The organism is Anaerococcus sp. Marseille-Q7828 (assembly GCF_949769285.1).
Classification (GTDB): Bacteria; Bacillota; Clostridia; order Tissierellales; family Peptoniphilaceae; genus Anaerococcus.
Genome location: NZ_OX458331.1, coordinates 1,582,021 through 1,602,574, shown reverse-complemented (window position 1 = coordinate 1,602,574; position 20,554 = coordinate 1,582,021). Strand labels below are relative to the sequence as shown.

General features: G+C 29.5%; 23 protein-coding genes. 19 read left to right on the top strand and 4 right to left on the bottom strand.

What is annotated here, in order from left to right; translation table 11 throughout:
• Positions 1-1,092 precede the first annotated feature (1,092 nt).
• From QNH69_RS07670 to QNH69_RS07625, 10 genes are all read left to right on the top strand, one after another.
• Positions 1,093-1,833, top strand: coding sequence for a hypothetical protein (locus tag QNH69_RS07670; RefSeq protein WP_282929905.1), 741 nt, complete (start codon positions 1,093-1,095; stop codon positions 1,831-1,833).
• Between the two features lie 716 nt (positions 1,834-2,549).
• Positions 2,550-2,738, top strand: coding sequence for a DUF542 domain-containing protein (locus QNH69_RS07665; protein WP_282929904.1), 189 nt, complete (start codon positions 2,550-2,552; stop codon positions 2,736-2,738).
• Positions 2,739-2,741: 3 nt separating this feature from the next.
• Positions 2,742-3,044 (top strand): hemerythrin domain-containing protein, encoded by a 303-nt coding sequence (locus tag QNH69_RS07660; protein WP_282929903.1) that lies wholly within the window; start codon positions 2,742-2,744, stop codon positions 3,042-3,044.
• A 152-nt stretch (positions 3,045-3,196) separates the two neighbouring features.
• Entirely contained in the window at positions 3,197-4,408 is a 1,212-nt protein-coding gene (locus QNH69_RS07655; protein WP_282929902.1) for an MBL fold metallo-hydrolase, read from the top strand.
• Between the two features lie 105 nt (positions 4,409-4,513).
• Positions 4,514-5,200, top strand: a complete 687-nt coding sequence (locus QNH69_RS07650; protein ID WP_282929901.1) for a Crp/Fnr family transcriptional regulator — start codon at positions 4,514-4,516, stop codon at positions 5,198-5,200.
• 73 nt (positions 5,201-5,273) lie between these two features.
• Positions 5,274-5,969 carry a DUF542 domain-containing protein gene (locus QNH69_RS07645; protein WP_282929900.1) on the top strand — a complete coding sequence of 232 codons (696 nt, stop codon included), beginning with the start codon at positions 5,274-5,276 and terminating at the stop codon, positions 5,967-5,969.
• A 313-nt stretch (positions 5,970-6,282) separates the two neighbouring features.
• Positions 6,283-6,474 carry a ferredoxin gene (locus QNH69_RS07640; RefSeq protein ID WP_282929899.1) on the top strand — a complete coding sequence of 64 codons (192 nt, stop codon included), beginning with the start codon at positions 6,283-6,285 and terminating at the stop codon, positions 6,472-6,474.
• Positions 6,475-6,807: 333 nt separating this feature from the next.
• A complete protein-coding gene (locus tag QNH69_RS07635) occupies positions 6,808-7,125 on the top strand; it encodes a hypothetical protein (RefSeq protein ID WP_282929898.1) in 318 nt (105 codons plus the stop codon).
• On the top strand, positions 7,065-7,604 hold the full coding sequence (locus tag QNH69_RS07630) for an acyl-CoA thioester hydrolase/BAAT C-terminal domain-containing protein (protein WP_282929897.1): 540 nt from the start codon (positions 7,065-7,067) through the stop codon (positions 7,602-7,604). The genes QNH69_RS07635 and QNH69_RS07630 overlap by 61 nt, the downstream gene beginning before the upstream one ends.
• Positions 7,598-7,846 (top strand): acyl-CoA thioester hydrolase/BAAT C-terminal domain-containing protein, encoded by a 249-nt coding sequence (locus tag QNH69_RS07625; protein ID WP_349252250.1) that lies wholly within the window; start codon positions 7,598-7,600, stop codon positions 7,844-7,846. Before QNH69_RS07630 ends, QNH69_RS07625 begins: the two co-directional genes overlap by 7 nt.
• Before the next feature lie 152 nt (positions 7,847-7,998).
• Here the strand turns inward: QNH69_RS07625 and QNH69_RS07620 are convergent, their stop codons facing one another.
• Positions 7,999-8,157 carry a hypothetical protein gene (locus tag QNH69_RS07620; RefSeq protein WP_282929896.1) on the bottom strand — a complete coding sequence of 53 codons (159 nt, stop codon included), beginning with the start codon at positions 8,155-8,157 and terminating at the stop codon, positions 7,999-8,001.
• 151 nt (positions 8,158-8,308) lie between these two features.
• On the bottom strand, positions 8,309-9,487 hold the full coding sequence (locus tag QNH69_RS07615) for a hypothetical protein (RefSeq protein ID WP_282929895.1): 1,179 nt from the start codon (positions 9,485-9,487) through the stop codon (positions 8,309-8,311).
• A gap of 258 nt (positions 9,488-9,745) precedes the next feature.
• On the opposite strand from QNH69_RS07615, the gene QNH69_RS07610 reads away from it, so the two are divergent.
• Positions 9,746-10,375, top strand: a complete 630-nt coding sequence (locus QNH69_RS07610; RefSeq protein WP_282929894.1) for a sugar O-acetyltransferase — start codon at positions 9,746-9,748, stop codon at positions 10,373-10,375.
• Between the two features lie 146 nt (positions 10,376-10,521).
• Here QNH69_RS07610 and QNH69_RS07605 read toward each other — a convergent pair whose 3' ends face one another.
• Positions 10,522-12,264, bottom strand: a complete 1,743-nt coding sequence (locus QNH69_RS07605) for a hypothetical protein (RefSeq protein WP_282929893.1) — start codon at positions 12,262-12,264, stop codon at positions 10,522-10,524.
• A gap of 244 nt (positions 12,265-12,508) precedes the next feature.
• Between QNH69_RS07605 and QNH69_RS07600 the strand changes: the two genes are divergently transcribed.
• From QNH69_RS07600 to QNH69_RS07580, 5 genes are all read left to right on the top strand, one after another.
• The gene (locus tag QNH69_RS07600) at positions 12,509-13,159 is read left to right on the top strand and encodes a hypothetical protein (RefSeq protein ID WP_282929892.1); all 651 of its coding nucleotides are present in this window, start codon (positions 12,509-12,511) and stop codon (positions 13,157-13,159) included.
• Between the two features lie 255 nt (positions 13,160-13,414).
• The gene (locus QNH69_RS07595; protein WP_282929891.1) at positions 13,415-14,179 is read left to right on the top strand and encodes an MBL fold metallo-hydrolase; all 765 of its coding nucleotides are present in this window, start codon (positions 13,415-13,417) and stop codon (positions 14,177-14,179) included.
• A 215-nt stretch (positions 14,180-14,394) separates the two neighbouring features.
• On the top strand, positions 14,395-14,640 hold the full coding sequence (locus QNH69_RS07590) for a PLP-dependent transferase (protein ID WP_282929890.1): 246 nt from the start codon (positions 14,395-14,397) through the stop codon (positions 14,638-14,640).
• A 161-nt stretch (positions 14,641-14,801) separates the two neighbouring features.
• Positions 14,802-16,025 carry a DUF2812 domain-containing protein gene (locus QNH69_RS07585; protein WP_282929889.1) on the top strand — a complete coding sequence of 408 codons (1,224 nt, stop codon included), beginning with the start codon at positions 14,802-14,804 and terminating at the stop codon, positions 16,023-16,025.
• A gap of 2 nt (positions 16,026-16,027) precedes the next feature.
• Positions 16,028-16,339, top strand: a complete 312-nt coding sequence (locus QNH69_RS07580; protein ID WP_282929888.1) for a PadR family transcriptional regulator — start codon at positions 16,028-16,030, stop codon at positions 16,337-16,339.
• 430 nt (positions 16,340-16,769) lie between these two features.
• On the opposite strand, the gene QNH69_RS07575 is transcribed toward QNH69_RS07580, so the two are convergent.
• Complete coding sequence (locus QNH69_RS07575) at positions 16,770-17,777, bottom strand: potassium channel protein (RefSeq protein ID WP_282929887.1); 1,008 nt, start codon at positions 17,775-17,777, stop codon at positions 16,770-16,772.
• Between the two features lie 253 nt (positions 17,778-18,030).
• On the opposite strand from QNH69_RS07575, the gene QNH69_RS07570 reads away from it, so the two are divergent.
• From QNH69_RS07570 to QNH69_RS07560, 3 genes are all read left to right on the top strand, one after another.
• On the top strand, positions 18,031-18,639 hold the full coding sequence (locus QNH69_RS07570; RefSeq protein ID WP_282929886.1) for a GNAT family protein: 609 nt from the start codon (positions 18,031-18,033) through the stop codon (positions 18,637-18,639).
• A 403-nt stretch (positions 18,640-19,042) separates the two neighbouring features.
• Positions 19,043-19,693 carry a response regulator transcription factor gene (locus tag QNH69_RS07565; protein WP_282929885.1) on the top strand — a complete coding sequence of 217 codons (651 nt, stop codon included), beginning with the start codon at positions 19,043-19,045 and terminating at the stop codon, positions 19,691-19,693.
• Positions 19,694-20,548, top strand: a complete 855-nt coding sequence (locus QNH69_RS07560; protein WP_282929884.1) for a HAMP domain-containing sensor histidine kinase — start codon at positions 19,694-19,696, stop codon at positions 20,546-20,548.
• Positions 20,549-20,554: the final 6 nt, after the last annotated feature.

Here is a 20,554-nt window from a genome sequence, read left to right as displayed (position 1 = left end):
CGTCTACAATATTTATAGTATTTCATTTATACAAATGATAATTATATATTATAAGTAAATTTAGATATAGGGATAATATAAAACATAAAAAATATACTTATGGATATATTCTCACATACTACGCTTACTTAAAATATAAAATTTTATCCATACTGACCACTCAAGCCATCTAGAGACGGTTGTACTAATGTATGGGCTAATCATAGGCGGTTTAGGAAAAATACCGTGATTTTCTAAAAATTTAGATAATAAAATAAAGATTGAATACAAATTTTACAAAGTAAGTGATAAATAGAAAATAATTGTAAATATCAATATAATAAAAGCAAGTAGTAATATATCTTATGAAAAAATATTTTGAGAGTAAATTTAAATTCAAACTACATCAAAAGCATCTTTGCATACAATATCTATAGAGAAGATCATAATGATGTTTTTTAAATAAGTTTACGAAAGTAGCTGCTGTGGCTTTATGGATAGAATAGATATTCGAGGAAGTAATAAATGACTAACTAAGTTAATCATTATTTCAAATAACTACTAAAGAAAGAGGAGATAAGATAGATGAAGTGTGGAAGAAGACCAAATATGGGATTTCACCGCGGTTATAAAGTTGGAGATGTATTTGATTATGATACAGATCGAGGTAAAATTTGCCAATGGCTATGCACTGCGCCTTTCCATATATTGATATTTTAAGATATGGTGGAAGCCTACCAGGACAAGAGAAGGGAACGGCTGAATTCTGCTGCTAAGATGCTGATGTAATTATGGTTTTTAAAGCAGAAATAACAGAATAGTTATATATGGTAGAATCGAATGAAGAAGGCAGCAGTATTAGTGTATGAATTTTTTGAATTAGCAATGCTTTAAACCTTAGCACTAAATAGTAGAGAATTTATTATTTTTACAAAGAAAAAAGAGGATACTTATACAAAATCCGAAAAATTCCTACATTAGTTTCTCATAATTTTGTTAGGTTTGGAATACGATATGCTTAAATGTTAGAATTTGCACTAACTGCAAAAAACTTTAGATTATAAATTTGTATTTATTAGATGAGTAAAAGTCAGAAATTTGTGAGGTTTACAAATGAAAATAGATTTCTATTATTGGGGGAATATGTGCCCGATTAGTGCAGAAATATTAGATTTGATTCATAGATATAAAAGTAAAGTCAATATAAATACTTATGAAATATCTAATGATCTATCGGTTAGTAAAAATAGAAAAATATTTTTTCCATTTTTAACTGTAATTAATGATGTTAATAGATACTATGCACCAATTAATAAGAAATTCATGGAGCAGGTTGTTTCAGGAATAATTCCAGTAGAAAAGCCGTATATTCCAGAGCTAGGTACTAAACGTGTAGCTAAAACAATTAAGCCAATTACTGAAGAAAATTATAATATTGCATCTCAATGCACATCTAGGATCAATTGTTTGGGGTGTGCTAGCAAGATTAAAATGTATAATTCAATGAATGAAGATGTCTATGGATTCATTAATGTTTCAGGTAATCAATTATTAGGTGGAGTTGAGTTTGTTCCGTCTAATCTGGTACCATACGACATCCCAAGAAGTGAGGAAACTGCATTTATAACATGTATTTATTTATCAAATAAAGATTATGACTATAAGTCTGCACCATTAATGGCGTTAGAAGATTATTTAAAAAATAAGTATAAAAAAGTACTTGTAATTTCAGATGAAATTGGTATTTTTCCAAATGGAAATATAGACTTCTTTCTTAAGAATAATTATAAAGATGAAGCAATTGTGTTTGAAGATGATTATTGCAAGTTACATTTAATGTCAAAGATTTTGTAGTTTACAATTCTCCGTTTGTTGAACTTAATCAGAATTATATTCTACAACAGACTGAACTACTTTACAAGCTAAGTGATTGTACTTTTAATTTAAGACTGCAGTATGGGTTAGAAAGAAAGCTTAGAAGATGAGTACTTATTAGTTGAAAGGATACTGCGATGATGGAAAAATTAAAAAAACGTGGTCTTATATTTACATTTACTGATTGACTTTTATATCATTCCTTTGTTTATAAAAGACACGGCAAGTGCAATGACTCTTCTTAGGAAAATTTTAATCAAAGACCATGATTTTTCTTTAAACTTGATAAAATCAATAAGCAAAAAACTTTATGAAACCGAAAAACTTTTAAAAATTTTGTATTCAAAAGATTCATACAATAGACTAGGAGCATTTTTGCTATATAGAGCGGGTTGACAATTATGGCTATATGTCTCAATCAAGAGAATATAGCTTCGTCAAAAGATATGACTAGAGAAATCGTTTCTAGAAAATGATCTAAAATGGGAAAAGATATATATATAGAAAACACTGATTATAAAAAGATAAAAATTAAAAATCTAGTTGCCTTAATTAACCAATATACAAAAGTGTGATATACAACACAGAAAATTGTAAAATCTTCCTTTATAATATAATTAGATAAATAAAGGAGGATTAAATGATAGGTATTCATACTAAGATAGAAGAACTAGTTAATATGGATACCAATATGATTGTTTTTTTTTAATAAGGAGAAGATAGATTTTTGTTGCTATGGATATATGACTGTTGCAGATGTTGCAAAAGAAAAAAATATAGATCCTATTATCCTTTTTAGAGAAATTCAAGATAGTATAGATATTAGTAATTCCAAAGCAAAAGAAATTATAGACTTAGATGATTTTAGCGAACTTATATTATGAGAGATGATAGATTCTATCTTAATTGATAATCATAAAAAAGAAAGGAATTTACTATTTGAAATAGATCCTTTATTAAATAGAATCTTATCTGTTCATTTTGAACATCATGGAGGAGACCTGATTAAGCTCCACTCACTTTTTGCTTCTCTCAAGAAAGAATTGGAAGAACACTTTATTAAAGAGGAAAAAATTACTTTCCCGCTGATGCTTGCAAATGAGTATCCTAGTAAGGAATTAATTAAGGGAGTTGAAGCTTTAGAAGCTGACAATGAAAAGGCAGGGGATTTGATCAAAGAAATGATTTAGTTGACAGATTGGTTTAAAGCACCGAAAGATTTCTGTAGAACATATATCCATACTTTTGATTTGTTAGAAGAATTAGTAAAAGACGTTTTTGTGCATATTTTTAGAGAAAACTCTATAATGTTTGAAAAATATAGAAATAATGGAGGAGAATAATGAAAAAACAAATAAAAAATAATGTATATTGGGTTGGAAAGATCGATTGGGAACTAAAAGAATTTCATGGATCAGAATATTCTGTCCACAATGGATCTAGTCAAAATGCATACCTAATACAAGAAGAAAAAACTGTATTGATTGATACAGTATGGACACCTCATAAAGAAGAATTTGTTAAAAATCTTAAAACAGAAATTGACCTAAAGGAAATTGATTATATTGTAATTAATCACGGAGAACCAGACCATTCTGGATCACTTGTAGAAATCATGGAAGAAATTCCAAACAAACCGATTTATTGTACAGCCAATGGAAAGAAATCTCTAATTGGCCAGTATCACCATCCAGAATGGGACTATAGGGTAGTTAAGACTGGTGATTCTGTGGATATAGGCAATGGCAAGCAACTAGTTTTTGTAGAAATGACCATGCTTCATTGGCCTGACTCAATGGCAACATATATGACAGGCGATAATATATTATTTTCTAATGATGCATTTGGCCAACACTATGCCTTGAGTGAATTATTTAATGATAAAGCAGATCCTAATATTCTTTGGAATGAAGCTATGAAATATTATGCTAATATTTTGACACCTTTTTCATCTTTTGCTAAAAAGAAAATAGAAGAGATAGTTGCAATGAACCTCCCTATAGATATTATAGCTACTAGTCATGGAAGCATCTGGAGAGAAAATGCTCTAGAGATAGTACAGAAATATGCTGAATGGGCCGATAACTATAAGGAAGATCAAGTAACAGTTATCTATGATTCAATGTGGGGAGCTACTAAAAAAATAGCCCACAAAATTGCAGATGATATTAGAGAAATTTCACCAACTACCAGAACAAAAGTTTTATCGGTAGCTGAAATGGATAGAAATGATATTATGACAGAAGTATTTAAGTCAAGAGCAATAGCTGTTGGTTCGCCAACAGTTGGTAGATCAGCTATTACTACTATGTCTGGCTGGCTACATTTTCTTCAAGAACTTAAATTCAAAGATAAAGTGGCCGGTGTTTTTGGATCATACGGTTGGTCTGGTGAAGGAAATAAGGTATTGAAAGAAGAGCTTAAAAAAGCAGGATTCCAAATTATTGATGATGAAATAAAAGCTTTATGGATGCCAGATGATGAATTTTTGAAAGAAACAGAAAAATTTTCTAAATCTTTGCTTGAAGCGTCTTTTATTGAGAAAAAAGAATAATGTAACAAGTAATATTTTTAAGACTTAGTTATAACTATATTAAATTTTATTAGGATATTACCAGCCTATCATAAAAATGATGCATTATTATATTAGGAGGAAGTCATGCAGATGTGTAAAGCATGCCAAGCCCGCGGCAATTGCTTATCAAAGATTAATCTTTTTAAAGGACTAGGAGTTGATGAATCAAAAAGTATCTATCTTGCTGCTGATCACAAGGATTATCATAAGGGTGAAAGTGTATTTTCTTTTGGAGATCCTATAGATAAGATAACAATTCTTAGATATGGAAAGATCAAAACTTCCACCTATGATGAAAATGGCAGGGAGAGTATTAGAAAAATCTATGTCCAAGGGGATATAATTGGAGAGGATTCAATTTTTTTGGACAAATCTTATCAGGTCAATGGAGAAGCAATTGAAAAAACAGGTATTTGTCAAATTGATAAGGCTACTCTTAGAAATATATTAGTTAAAGACCATGATTTTTCATTAAAAATGATAAAGTCATTGAGCCAAAGGGTCTATGAAACTGAAATGATGTTAGAAATCCTTTCAATAAAAGATTCTTACTTACGACTTGCAGCCTTTTTGGCTTATAGGGCCAGACTAACTAAAAATGATATAATTGAGCTCAGCCAAGAAAATATAGCATCATCATTAAATATGACTAGGGAAACAGTTTCAAGAAAGCTATCTGAGCTTGAAGAGGAAGGCTATATCGAAAATCAATCCTATAAAAATATTAGAATAAAAAAACTTTCTGATCTAAATAAACTGACAAACTTGTAATTTGTGATATAGGACACGGAAATATCTCCTTCTATGACTTAAAATAATATTAGGCAAAGAATAGGAGGCTAATATGATAAATACAAAAACCAAGATAGAAGATATAGTAAAGATAGATAGTAGTATGATGGGGTTTTTCAATCAAGAAAAAATCGACTTTTGCTGTAATGGACACAAGACTATTGAAGAAGTGGCCCAAGAAAAAAAGTTGGATTCAAATAATCTCCTAAAGAGTATCGAAAATAATATGGATTTCGATAATTCTAAAAAAGAAGGAATGGATTTAGAAGATTTTAAAACTTTAAGTATTGAAGAGATGGTAGACTCTTTAATTATAGACCACCACAAAAAAGAAAGAGATTTATTATTTGAAATAGACCCTCTATTAAATAAAATTCTTTCTGTCCACTATAGTAGACATGGTCAAGAACTAATGAGACTTCACTCGTTATTTGCTGACTTAAAAAAAGATTTGGAAGAGCATTTTGTAAAAGAGGAAGAAATTACCTTCCCACTTATGCTAGAAAATAAAAATCCAAGTCTAGAGACTATAAAAAAGGTTGAAGAATTAGAATCTGACCATGAAAAAGCAGGAAATATTATCAAAGAAATGATAGATTTGACAGATTGGTTCACTGCTCCAGAGGATGCATGCAATACTTACAAATACACCTTTGAATTATTAGAAAAACTAGTAAAAGATGTATTTGTTCATATTTTTAAGGAAAATTCCATCATGTTTGAAAAGTATAGAGGATTTGGTGAATAATCCTAAATAAAATAAATATCAATATAATTAAAAAGATGGGCTTATACAGTATAGATTACTGGTCCCATTGTATATGGAACTTGGTCATATAAATTTTGATGAGGGAACGGAGCTTTTGGAACATGGCAAACTAGGACGAGCAATTATCTTCGCCTTGGAAGGGGAGGATATGATTTGATATGAGAGTAAGATCATTTAATTCTTGCAGGTGGAATTTGCATTTTGCAAAAGGAAACCTAGATTTATTAGAAGCTATAAATAAGTTCAAAATGGCACTTTACTATAAGTAGAATAGAAAGAAAGGTTTATAATTATGAAATATAGAGTAAATGAAGATTGTATAGGTTGTGGAATGTGTGAGGCGACATGCCCAGAGGTATTTTCAATGACTGACGAAGGCGTGGCTGTAGCTATAGATGAAAAAGTAGCTGAAGAATATGAACAAGCAGCAGCGGAAGCAAAGGAAGGCTGCCCAGTTGGTGCAATAGAAGAAGTAGATGATTAATTATTCAGAATATCAGGCATAGCAGTTCATGGGCTGAACCTGTAAAACGGAATATATAAAATTATTTTAGGCGGAATGTAATCTGTAATCAATAGAGGACATTCCGTTTAATTTTATCTTTAGAAGTAAAATTTGTAGTAGGTCAAAATAAAGCTCATTATTCAAATGTTAATGCAATACTTTTGGATTTAATTTCAGGGCAAATCTATGGAAATTCATTAGTTGAATTATATAAAAAATATATTTTTTCATACCATTAGGCTTTTAAAGTACCTATATGATAATTTAACGGTTGTTTTTTGGGTAATATTTTATAATAAAGAGGGCCAAGAAATGAAAAAAACTACTAAGATTTTGAAAAAAATTCTCTTAATAGCTTCTACTATATTTGCTGTCGTTTTTCCAAGTAGAATATATAATGATTCAAAATACAATGATTCTGAGTATTCAACCACAGCTGAATACTATAATGATTTAACAAATATAAACTTATATCCAACTGATATAGATGGTGTAGATGTTAAATATGTTGATGAAAATAGATTTCAAGGCTTTCATTTAACCCCCCTAACAAAAAGCTGTATAAGTGTGTGGTACTTTGTTTTGGTGGTTCTGAGGGAAGCCCTAATTTTGAAAGTGCACAAGAATTAGCTCAAAAAGGTTTTGAGACATTTGCCGTATTTATGTATGGCATGAAAAATCAACAAGATACTTTAGTAAGAATTCCTCTTGAACAATTTGATGATATTTTGAATTACTTAAATGAAAATAAGAATGACCAAGGTCCAATAAGTGTTATCGCTGCATCAAAAGGTGCGGAGTATGCTCTAAATCTAGCTAGCAAATATTCTGAAATTTCAAACTTGGTTTTGATTGCACCATCAAGTTATAATTTTGCTGGACTAGACTTCAATGATTATGGTTCTTCATGGACATATGAAGATGAAGAACTTCCTTATATAGATATAAAAAATGGATCATTTTTAGCTTTCTTTAAGAACATTGTTTTATCTTCATTTGTCAAAGCACCTATTTCTTATAAAGAAACTTATTCAAGTGCCGTAGAAACTGACTCAAACAGTGCTAGCAAGTTGATTCCAATAAAGATATTAAGGCAAATATTTTGTTGATTGCAGGAAAAGAAGATCAGTTGTGGGATAGTTTAAGCATGGCAAATCAAATTAAAAGTAAATTGCCTGATGAAAAGCTTTTATCATACAAGGATGCTGGACATATATTTGCAGGTAATGGTATCCTAAACTTAGATAATATGAGAATTAATACTGGTGGAACTTTGGATGCGAATCAAAAAGCTAAAATCGAATCAGATGCAGCTATAGAAAATTTCTTAAAAGACCACCATGAACATTAACTGTGATTAATTTTAGCCATAACTAATATGTAAATGTTGCTTAGTTTTTAAATTATTTTAAATATCAAGGAAATAAAAATGTTAAAATTCATAAAGTACTCGTTTTTTGTTTATTTCATATCGCTCATCATATTGTATTTTTTGTCTAAATATTATGATGATTTGATGCTCATACTTGCTTTCTTTGGCATAGTATATGCGCCAATAGGTGGGCTTATTTTATCTATTTTGACAAATAAATATAATTTTTCAAAACCAATATTCTTTATTGTGGCATTAATAGTGACAATAATTTCAGTTGTATTGGGCATGACTATTGTCTTTACATTTTTCTAAAATGCAGGGAATTATTTAAGGCAAGAAGACTAATTATAGCCTATCTTGCCTTTGTTTTGTTGGCCTAAGTATATAATATACATTCGACTTATTAATAAATTTCATAATATAAATAAGAAAAATATATTATTCTAATACATTAACTTTATTCATTCTTGGAGCACCTACAGGAAGACTTGCATCAGATTGCCAATAGCCATCATCAGGAGTGAAGCTGATTGTAATTCTCTGACCGGCATAATCTGCCATATCATCTGGAAGTTTAATCATATTAACACTTCTAGTCATATAATCTGGATCTGCGGCTAATTGCACATTAATATCTGCATAGTCATCTAGAAGTAGAATTACATAAATTTCTCCCATATCGGGGAATATTTGAGGATTTTGATTTTGGTATGAAACCATCTCATCATGGGTAAATATTTTAACAGTTCCACTAACAACCATTTTTCCTTGGTCGATTTCTTTTTGGACTTGCTCGTTTATAGTTGAATTTTCCTCGACACTTTCAGCTTCTTCTAGCTTTTTAAGTTCATCTATTCTCTTAGCCATAGTTTCTTTAAACTCACCATCTTTTATAGAAGCTAAGTCATCAAGTTTCTTTCTATCATTTATGTCTATGAATTCTATCTCGGATGAATTCGAATCAGGGAGTTCATTTATAAGTCCTTCCCAGGCAATGTTTCTTTCGATTGTAAGCTTATCTTTTTCTAAGGATACTGTAACTTCTTCTTTAGCAGCTGCTCCAGTTCCAGATACAAATGTAATGTATGCCAAGCCATCTAGGTTTTCATTTTGCACTAGCGCACCTCTAAATCCTCCTGCACTTGCCACACCAAGGGGTAAAACTTCATCGCTAGTAAGTTCTTTAGTAAAATCATCATTTGAATAGAAAACCTTAATATAATCCAAACCCTGCTCGACTTTTTGAGCTACAAGTAGTTGTGGAAGGTCAGAGTCATTCATATTTACCAAAGCGTATGAATATTCGGTATATATTTGATCACTCTCTTCTAAAAAAGTATATGTGTCTATATTGTCCAAAACTTTATTATATAAACTAGATAGTCTTATATTGTTTTCAGATAGGGCTTCTTTTTCTTCAACATCACTAGTTTCATTAATGTTTTTATCATTTTCATTACTTTCATTTATGTATTTATCTTCTTTTTCACTAGTAGTTTCTATTTTTGTTTGCTCAGCAGGCTTTGTAGAATTTTCTTTTGTTTCTTTTGAACAAGCTGACAGACTAAGGGCAAAACATAGTGCAAGACTTATTTTTTTACATATAAATTTATTCATCATTTCCTCTTTTACTAATAATTTATTACGATAATTTTTACAATAATTAGACCAATATCACAATCGACAACAATTTATAAACTACGCAAAAATTTCTATTTTACAATACGAGTATTATATATAAATCATATCAAATAAAAAATATATTTACAATTATATATCGTTGTAAAATGTCCCTATATGCTCATTTTTTGCTTTAGTGTACAATAAAGATTAGGATATAAATATTAGACAAATAATAAAATTGGGGGATAGATAATGGTTAATAAAAAAGAGTGGGATAGGATGATTGCAGGCAAACTTTATCATCCTTATAGTGTAGGGGTTAATACTTTTGAGAAGGTCCATATTGCCCAAAAGAAATTTAATGAGTCAGAATATTGGCATGATAAGGCTGCTTTTGAAGAATTGAAAAAATGTTTCAAAGTAGCCCCCGATGATATGGTCCTCATACCACCAGTATACTTTGACCATGGGGATAAAATATCTTTTGGTAAAAACTTTTTTGCTAATACTGATTTGACTATATTAGATGAGAACTACGTAACTTTTGGAGATAATGTATTTCTTGCTCCTCATGTTAGCATATATACTGCCGGCCATCCAATCGATAAGGATGTTCGTAATAAAGATTTAGAATACGCCTGGCCTGTAACAATAGGAGATAATGTTTGGATTTGTGGAAATGTCGTTATTAATCCAGGGGTTACTATCGGGTATAATACAGTAATTGGGTCAGGATCTGTTGTAGTAAAAGATATACCAAGCAATGTAATTGCAGCTGGAAATCCATGTCGAGTTATAAGGGAGATTGATGACGAAGATAGGAAAATTTGGCATGATCAGCTGGATGATTACTTAGAAGATGTAGGGGAATCTGATATATAATAAAAAACAATGAATTTGTATTAACAAAACAAATGGAGCTTGATCCCAGGCATTTTGTTTGTCTAGGATTAAGCTCCATTTTTCATTTCAAATAACAAGATGTTTATCAATTTCCCTCAGAAACTAAATTAAAAGTTTTATAATATTTAGTGTAGTTTATTATTTTCTTTACCATTTTTCTTAATTAAGTAATAGCCTATACTTGCAATTATTAAAATTATTACTATAGATCCCAGTCCTTTAATACCAGTTTTTACATTAGTATGGGAAATCCTATTGTTTGATGAACTTGTAGGATAAGTATACGTAAGAGGCTGATAAGAACTAGCATATGCACTATTATCTACACTTTTGGTACTCGGATTTGAGCTTTGAGTATATTCTGAATTTTTGAAATAATCATAGCTTTCTCCAACTTCTCCATTTCCATTCTTGTCAATCATAAATGGATAAATCCAATCACTTGATTTTACAGGTATTTGGAATAGGCCTGAAGCCTCGACTTCTTCTAATGTTAGAGGATACTTTCCATCAGTATTGATTTGATCAAGAATTTGTTTTTTATCCTCAGGCAAGTTTTCATATGCAGCCCTTGTTTTTTCCGTTAGATAGAATATTGAGTTATATGGTTTTGTTTGATTATTATCTTTTCCAGCAAATTCTTTGTCATTTGTACTAATTATTTGTGGTTCCTTTGAATCTGTTTCATTTGCTGGGAAAATTTTATTTCTATCAGATTCATCAATAACACCATCTTCATTTCTATCGTACATGAAAGGATATAGCCAATCTATTTCCTTTGCAATAGGGAGAGTGTAATATGGAGATGCTTCTAGCTCTTCTATACTCAAAACCCCATTATTATCAGTATCCATAGAATCTAATTCGTCTCTTTGCTTATCACTTAGATCTTCATAATACTTTCGGGTCCTATTTTTTATATAAAACATAGACTGATATTTGTATTTGCTTATTTTATCAGAATCTAATCTTTCTCTATCAGGACTTTGAGAAGTATCGGAGTCTTGATCATAAACACTATCATTTAAATCCTCAATAAGGCTTCCATCATCATTTTGATCTTCATCAATAGTATTGGTCTCATCCGTGTTTTCTAGATTGTTATTTAAATCTAATTCATTTGCATCATCTTCACGATTATTTATTATGTCCCTTATTAATTCATCTCTATCGTCAAATTTAGTTTTTTTGAAAGTTTCAATTAAAGCCTTATCTTCTTCTAAGGCATCTATAAGGATTTTTGAATCAGAAATCATTCCGTCACTATCTTCATCATCCATAAAAGGATACATCCAGTCGCTATATAGTACTAATGCCTGGATTTCATCTGAGTCTGATAAAGCAAAAATCGATAAAGCTTCTTGGTCATCTCCATCCTTTTTATAACTGTCCAGGACTTCTCTTTTATCGTCATCTAGCTTTAAATAAGCAATTTTATATGAAGGATTATTAAAAAAAATAGAATTCTGATTGATATTTTCTTTCTCTAGATAATCTTCATTAGCAAGCTTTTCTATTATTTCTATATCTTTTTTTAGATTATCATAAGAAAAACTTATCCAATCTATGCTGTCTTTATCCAAAGCTCTGCTACTAAACTCTATGGCATTATCATATAATATTTTTATTTCCTTAGAAGAATTAATATAATCTGTGCTATTTTTAATTTCTTCTATATAACTTTCAAGACTTTCTCTTTCTTTAAGATTAGTATCTAAAGATTCGTCAGAAGAAAGAATTTGATTGCTATCTTCATTAATAGAGCTAATTGTAGCGTTAGAAGACTCTTCTTTACTAGCATAAGATGTTTTATTTACTAACATTATTGGAAGGACAAGTATTAGAAAAAAATATTTATTAGCTTTCATAATTCACCTCGTATCATTATAATAATACTATACTGCTTTAAAATATAAGAGACTGGATATTGTCTTATATATTAGTGATAATATTTTAGATAATGAATTTACTATAAAAATAAAGAGAGATATTAGAGCAATTTGTGAATTAAATAAAGGCTCTAGTGTTAAAATAGATTACTTCATAGAAGTTATATCTGATAATTACGAAGTTAAAAGCATTAAGGAGTTTTATGTAATCTCACAATGGTTTATGAAACTGATTGATTATTTAACCCAATCTAAAAAAAGATTTTTATACATCAAATTTTATCTAGAAGATGAAAATAATAAATTTCAATCTAAATATTTAGACAATGGAGACTATGAATATGAGTATCCAATATATTATGGTCAGTTTATATTTCCTCAATTGGATGAACAAGCACAAGAACCCAGATTTAATTCATTAAGATTGAGTGATGTAAAAGAAAATTTAGAACCTATAATTTGTAATTGGTTTGAATATAAAGAAAAAATTAAACCAGTAATCGATTTATATACTCGAAATTATATTTCTACCCTAGATATAGAAAGTATTCTTGTAAACCAAATTAAGATGATGGAAAGAATTTACGATAACTTTTTCAATAGTTCACGAGAAATACAAAATTGCCATGCTCCAAATATAGACAATGCTTATTTAGAAATTAAAGATTATCTAGATAAAAGTAATATAGATATTTCCATTAAAGAGGAAATCACTAAGAGATTAGGTAATGATAGGAAAAGTCGTCCTACTTTAAGAGAAAAACTAACTGTTATTTTAGAGAATATACCTTATCAGTTAAAAAACATTTTTAATTTAGTTGATCAGAAATGGGAAGATGATGTAAGTTTCGAAAAAACTTTGCTAATAGGTTAAAAGATACAAGAAATTACCACACGCATGGCCCTAGTAAAAATAAGCATAGATCACGTCTAAGAACTTCCAATGAATTAAATAATTCTAGTATTGTTTTAAAATATGTAATTTATTACCATGTTATCAGACAATTAGGAATAAAAGATGATAAATTATTAAATTATCCATTCCTTAGAAGAAAAACATATTACTAGTAATAAGATAATTATCATTTAACCAAAATATTATAAAGTGAAGAGTTAATAAGGAGCAGTTATGGACACTTGGTTTACAATAGAAAAAATAGATTCTCAAACATTTGTATTAAGTGAATACAAACACTGGGAAGAAACTCATAGTTACTTATTATGTGGAGAAGATAAAGCACTTTTAATAGATACAGGACTCGGTGTTTCAAATATTAAAAAAGTTGTAGAAAAATTAACAGCTTTATCAGTTACAGTTTTTACTACACATGTTCATTGGGATCACATTGGTGGCCATAGATATTTTGATTGTATTGGTGTTCACAAAGAAGAAAAGGAATGGCTTTCAAAAAAGTTTCCTCTTCCATTAGAAGTTGTAAAAAAGCAATTAACAGAAAAAGCACATAATTTTCCTTGTGATTTTAATATTGATGACTATAAAATTTTCCAAGTAAATCCACAAATAGTTTTTCAAGATGGCTATACATTTGATTTAGGCGGGAGAACTATTGAGGTTATACATACACCGGGACATTCTCCTGGTCATTGTTGTTTTTATGAACATGAAAGAAAATATTTATACTCTGGAGATTTAATTTATAAAGGCTGTCTATACGCTTATTATCCTACAACTGATCCTAAATTATTTTATAAATCAATAAAAAAGATACAAAAATATGATGTAGGAAGAGTTTTGCCTGGTCATCATGATTTAAATATTGCAAGCTCGCTAACTAACGAGGTAGAGGCTGGTTTTAGATTATTAGAATCAAGAGGAGATTTGAAACACGGGAAGGGAATTTTCGATTTTGGTAACTATCAAATTTGGATTTGATCTTTAAATTATATTAGATATATTCCCACATACGAGGTTTTTTAAAAATATCAAATGTTATTTATACTTATTACTCAATTCTGTAATATTGACGTCAATAAATTAAATAATTGTTATTTATTTGAATAAAAAGTAATTCAAGGTATGTGTTTTAAAAGTAAGTAGGCCTGTGCCAATTTTGGTGCAGGCTCTTTTATTTACTTCACTTAAGTGAGTTGAGCGAACGAAAGAGAGCGAAACAAAAAACCACTATAGACAATCTAAAGATATTTTCAGACCTAGTCAATGTAGAATATGTTAAATCTCTAGTAATCCACCCTGGAACAACAACTCACTCTCAACTAAGTGAAGAAGAATTAGAAAGCCAAGGCATAGGCAAATCTACAGTTCGTCTTTCAATAGGAACAGAACATATAGATGACCTATTAGCAGATATAAAACAAGCTTTTGCCGCTATATAATAAAATTTAATTAAATAATACGAGTGCACATAATAATACCCGACAAGCTTTTCTCAAGCTGTTGTCGGGTATTTTTATTTCATAATACTTTAGATTGACATATATCGAATATCGATATATAATTTAAGTATCGATAGTCGATATTGAAAGGAGTTAGGCTGATGCTAAAATTTAGATACTTAACATATTCAAACTTTGGATTAGTAGAAAAATGGTATGAAGACATGGCAAAAAAGGGCTGGCAAATAGAAAAGATTCCTCTACCTTTTGTTCATAAATTTAAGAAAGCTAAGCCAGATCATGTAAAATATAAGATATCCTTAGCTCAAAATGAGGGATATTTTTCATCTTTTACTAAAGATGAGCTTGATGATTTTGATCAGATGTCTAAAGATTATGGATGGACTTTAATTGATAGGTGTTTTAATATGAACCTATATAGGTTAGAAAAAGATGCGGCTGGGTCTCTTTATAATGATGACTTGGAAGAATTAAAAGTTTTAAATAAAGGAATAAAAGGTGAACTAATCTCAATTATTATAGCAGGATTTGCTCTATTACTTAATTTATTTTTTATGAGTGCAAGTTTCCATTCGCCTGAAATATTTTATTCTAACTTGGTAATATTCTTATATCCAGCCAGTATTTCATTATTAGTCTTCACTATTTTTTCGATAGTTGATAATATCTCCTTTAGAAAAAAGAATAAAAATGTCAAGAATATAAGTAACATCAATTTTTCCAAAATTGTTTATTCAAAAATATATGTAATGACCTTAATCATATCCTTTGTTTTACTAATTGTTGGTATTTTTAGTAATATATTATCAAGCTCGATGGCTAACAAGAATGGACTTATCCTTGTAAGTTTAATGCCATTACTACTTCCTTTAATTATTTTTGTTTTAATTAAAGAGATAAAGAAGACAGATTTCAAGACTAAAAGTAAAAAACAATTGATGGTTTTATCTGTAGTCATAATTACAATAATTTTTACCTTTATTAGAATTAATAGCTTATCTATCACAGGTCAAGATTTTGAAGATAATACATCTGATATAGTTCATCTTAAAAAAAGTCTGCTAACAAAAAGCCATACTATCTATAAAGATGACCAATTAAATGTGCAGGTAGAAAAAATTGTTTGCAGGAATAGTGACCTAGCAAGAACTTTATTTGAGAGAGAAATTAAAAATGCCAAGAACCACCCATACAATTCAGACCTTGTTAAAGATATAAGTGGTGATTATTCTTACGATATGACCTATAGTTTGGCCAATGAGAATTCATATATAATATTGGATAATCAAACAGTTTTAAAAGTGATAGGCGATATAAAGAATCCAGAAATACAAATGGCCATAGAGAAAGAATTGGGAGACTGAATATGGCAAGGAACCAGTATCAGACACTTACAGAGCCAATGTTTTTCATTCTCATGGCCCTAGACAAAGTTAGAAATGGGGCTGAAATAACTTCTTGGGTAAATCAAATTACAAAAGGAAGGATAAAATTAGCACCAGGAACACTGTATGCATTATTAGGCCAATTTTTAGATGATGATTTGATAATTAGAGTAGATGTTAATAAAAAAGGTAAGCATTACACTATTACTGATGAGGGCAAAGACCTACTATATAAAGAAGTTCAAAGGCTGAGACTTTTAGTAGATAATTATGATAAATTTTTTAATCAATAATATTAAAAGCTATTTTGTAGTAATAATATATAAAATATAAATTCTTACATATTATTATTTGCCCACTTAAGCGACTTGAGCGAACGAAAGAGAGCGAAACAAAAAAAACACCTGCTATGCAGGTGGAGGGATTCAGCTTAGCACGGTTGAGAAAGTCAAATAAAAACAAATAAAAAACTGCTTAAGTAGTAGTTGAGATAGTGGTGCATGTGATGAAATACTCGTCAGCTCCAATAGGGGCGTGCCGGTATTCGCGCCTTATAGGCGCTGTGCAAACTACCAGCTAAGCTTGTAATTTTGATTTTAATTTATATTGAGGTAAACATAACTGGTTATAAGAAGATTATTTAAAGCTAGATTATAATTTAGTCTATATTAGAGTTAATTAATCTACTTAGTTAGATAAAAAGTTTAGCAGATATAGATGGATTTATTTTACTCCATCACTTAAATCTCTAAGTTTTTTAACTTGGTCATCTTTGCCTAGCACTATTAATACATCACCAGTTTTAAAGGTGTAATCAATTGATGGGTTAAAAATCATTTGCTTATCTTCATGTTTTTTGATTGCTAGTACTATGAGTCCAGTTTTGTTTGGAATTTGAGCATCTAGTAGACTTGTATTTTCTAAGTATGATCCACTTTTTATGATTACTTCTTCAAGATCAAGTTCTACATCACCTATTCTTGTGACCACATCCAAAAATGAAATTATATTTGGCTTTATCATAAGAGAAGCCATTCTATTCCCACTTATTTCAATAGCAGATAAAGTCTTGTTGGCCCCGACTTTCATGAGTTTATTACTACCTGACTTACTAAGCGCATTTGCAATAATGTAGATTTCACTATTGAGGTTTCTAGCAGTAAGCACTGTTACTATATTATCTACCTCAGCATCTAATGTAGCAATCAACCCCTTGGCCTTATCTATTCCCGCATGTTCAAGAACACTTTCTTCAGTAGATTGACCCTCTATTACTAATATATTATCATGACTGTATTCATCTAGATCCTTGTGTTTGTTAGTAATTACAACAAAATCCAAAGCTTCTTCTACAAATTTATCTATTATCACTTCTGCCATTTCACCAGAACCACATATTATATAATGATTACTTAAAGAGGAGATTTTTCTTTCCATTTTGCTACCTTTCCATATATCTACAAGCTTTCCTTCAACAAACATAGCTACTATAGTAGTAAAAGCATAACCAACAACTCCAACTCCTAAGAATATTAGAATAACAGTAAAAATCTCTGATTCATTGCTGGATGTTCCAACCTCACCAAAACCTACAGTTGATATAGTAATGACAGTCATATATAAAGCATCTATAAATTCAACATCAAGTAGATAGATATACCCAACCACACCTAGAGTAAGTAAAAGTACAAATGCAATAATTATAAATCTTAGTTTCTTTTTTTCTTCCATAAGATTCTCCTTATATATTGATTATAATATATATTTTCACAATAAACTAGGTTGATAATAAATATTTTTATATACCTTAACAATACTATAAACCATAATAGGGTATTAATTAAATACATATGATAAAGAGAAATTACAAGTTCATTGCTATAACATTCGTTATTTTGAGGACATCTTAATATTTTAATTTATAAGAGAAGTTGTAAAAGTTAATTAGTAGGCTACTTTATATTACTTTAAGAGGAGATAATGAATGAATGATAATTTTAAATTAGAAGGGGAATTAGTTAGGCTTAGACCTTTAGAAGAAAAGGATATTAACAATCTAATTTTTTATATGACAGATGATATAGAACGGCAGCAATGGGATGCTCCATGGGAAAATGAAGATGGCGAAATTTTTGACCAAATAGAATTTGAAAATAGATTAAAAAATCAAATTAATCATTTAAGATACAAAGAAATTACATCAGGAACATTTATTTACCGTACTCTAATTATCGAGCGACTTTCCGATGGAGAATTTTTGGGGAAAATTAATAGCTACCATATTGATGAAAATTACAATTATTCTAGTAGAGGCAAGCATTTTACAATAGGGATAGGTATTTATAAAAAAGATTATAGAAAATCTGGATATGCTAGTGAGGCTTGGTCACTTTATATAGATTATTTAAAGTCAAAAGGACTAGAAGAAGTATATACTCAAACTTGGTCTGGCAATATACCAGCACAAAAATTAATTCAAAAATTAGGATTTACTTTAGTTGATGTTGATAAAAATTGCCATCAATTAAATGGGAAGAATGTAGATGGTTATACTTATAGATTATTATTAAACGTCAGCTTTATTTATAGATAATAAGTAAAAAAGTGATTTAATGAGCCAAAATAATATCATGTCAGTATGCTGTGAAAAAATGTAATTACACCTAGATATCTCTAACAAGTTATAAGAGAGATTAATGATGAAGACATGGATAATTGGCATAACCAGCTGAATGAATATTTAATAGATGTAGGGATATCTTATATTTAAGTACAAAATTATATTTACGAACTTTTAACGACATCTGCAGTTTTGTAGGTGTCATTTTATTTATTAGTTATTATGAAGCTTTTCTTTTAAGTGACTAGTAGATAGATTACTTAATATCCTATTTATAATTTAGGTCTTAATGTATACTATAAGTAAACATATGAACTTTATTTTTTTGGTAATATGAATTCCATAAATTTCTTGAAGTATTAGAATAGGTGAAGATATGAAAAAAATATTAATAATAGAAGACAATGAAGAAATTGCTCTACAAATAAAAAAGTACTTATCAAAAAATGGATATGAAGTTGACCTTGCTTCTTCATATTATGAAGCCTTGTATAAGATGGATATAAATTTCGATTGTGCGCTACTAGATATAAATCTACCAGACAAAGATGGTCAGTATTTGATTGGAAAGTTAAAAGATAAAGATATCAGAGTGATAGTTACTACCGTAAAAAATGATGAAGATTTTATAATAGCATCTCTTGATCAAGGCGCAGATGATTATCTAACCAAGCCATTTTCCCTTGCTATTCTTAGGGCGAGAATTGATGCGGTTTTAAGAACTATTCCACTAAGTCAAGATAATATTATTACATACAAGGATATTAAAATAGATATAAATAATTCGAAAGTTTATTTTAAGGAAGAAGAAGTGGAATTAACTGCTCTTGAATATGAGATTTTACTTTTGTTTATCAAAAATCCGCATAGGGTCTATACCAGAAGTCAACTTTTGGAGATGTTTTGGGAGGATAGGGATAAGTTTGTAAACGATAATACTCTTACATCAACAATCAAAAGAATTAGAGAAAAGCTGGATAAAGAAATTATCACCACTGTTAGAGGAATTGGTTATAGGATGGATTAGATGGTTTATATATTTTGGATAGGAAGTCTAGTTTTCCTTTATTATGTTCTTGAAAAAAGAAAGAAAAAAAGAATAGATGAGCTTATAGATTTAATCGACAATATGAAAAATCAAAATTATAAAATACCTATGAAACAAGATGATTTTTCTATTTTGGAGGATAAAATTTACAAGCTATTTATAGAAATAGTGGAAGCTAAAGAAACAAGTAGAAAAAATAGCGAAATGCAAATCGAATACCTAGAAGACATAGCCCATCAGATAAAAACACCAATCACATCCATGCTTTTTTCTATAGAAAATTTGGAATTGGATTACCCTAGTAATAGTGATATAGAAATATTAAAAAGACAAATTCTAAGGTTAAGTTCTTTATCAGATATTTTGTTAAAACTTTCAAGCCTTGATGCAAACAAAGATTTGATGAAAAAAGAAAACTTTAATCTAGAAGAATTAGCTACATATGCACTTGATAGCCTTGATTTAAAGAAAACCATAGATGTAGATGAAAGTTTAAAAGAGAATGTCATATGTGGAGATTTTTATTGGCTGACGGAAGCTGTGATCAATATCTTGAAGAACGCTGATAATAGACCCTCTTGCGATAAAATTTCAATTTCATCTTACAAAAATCCACTCTATACAAGCTTAATCATTGAAGATAATGGCGGAGGCATAGAGAAAGCAAATATCAAAAAAATCTTTAAACGCTTTTATAAGACACCAGATTCCAATGGATTTGGAATAGGCCTTGCTATGGCAAAGACAATTGCCCAGAAGAATAATGGAGAAATTTCAGTCATAAACACCGATCAAGGAGCAAGATTTGAAATGAAATTTTATAATGTCACCTAAAAATCA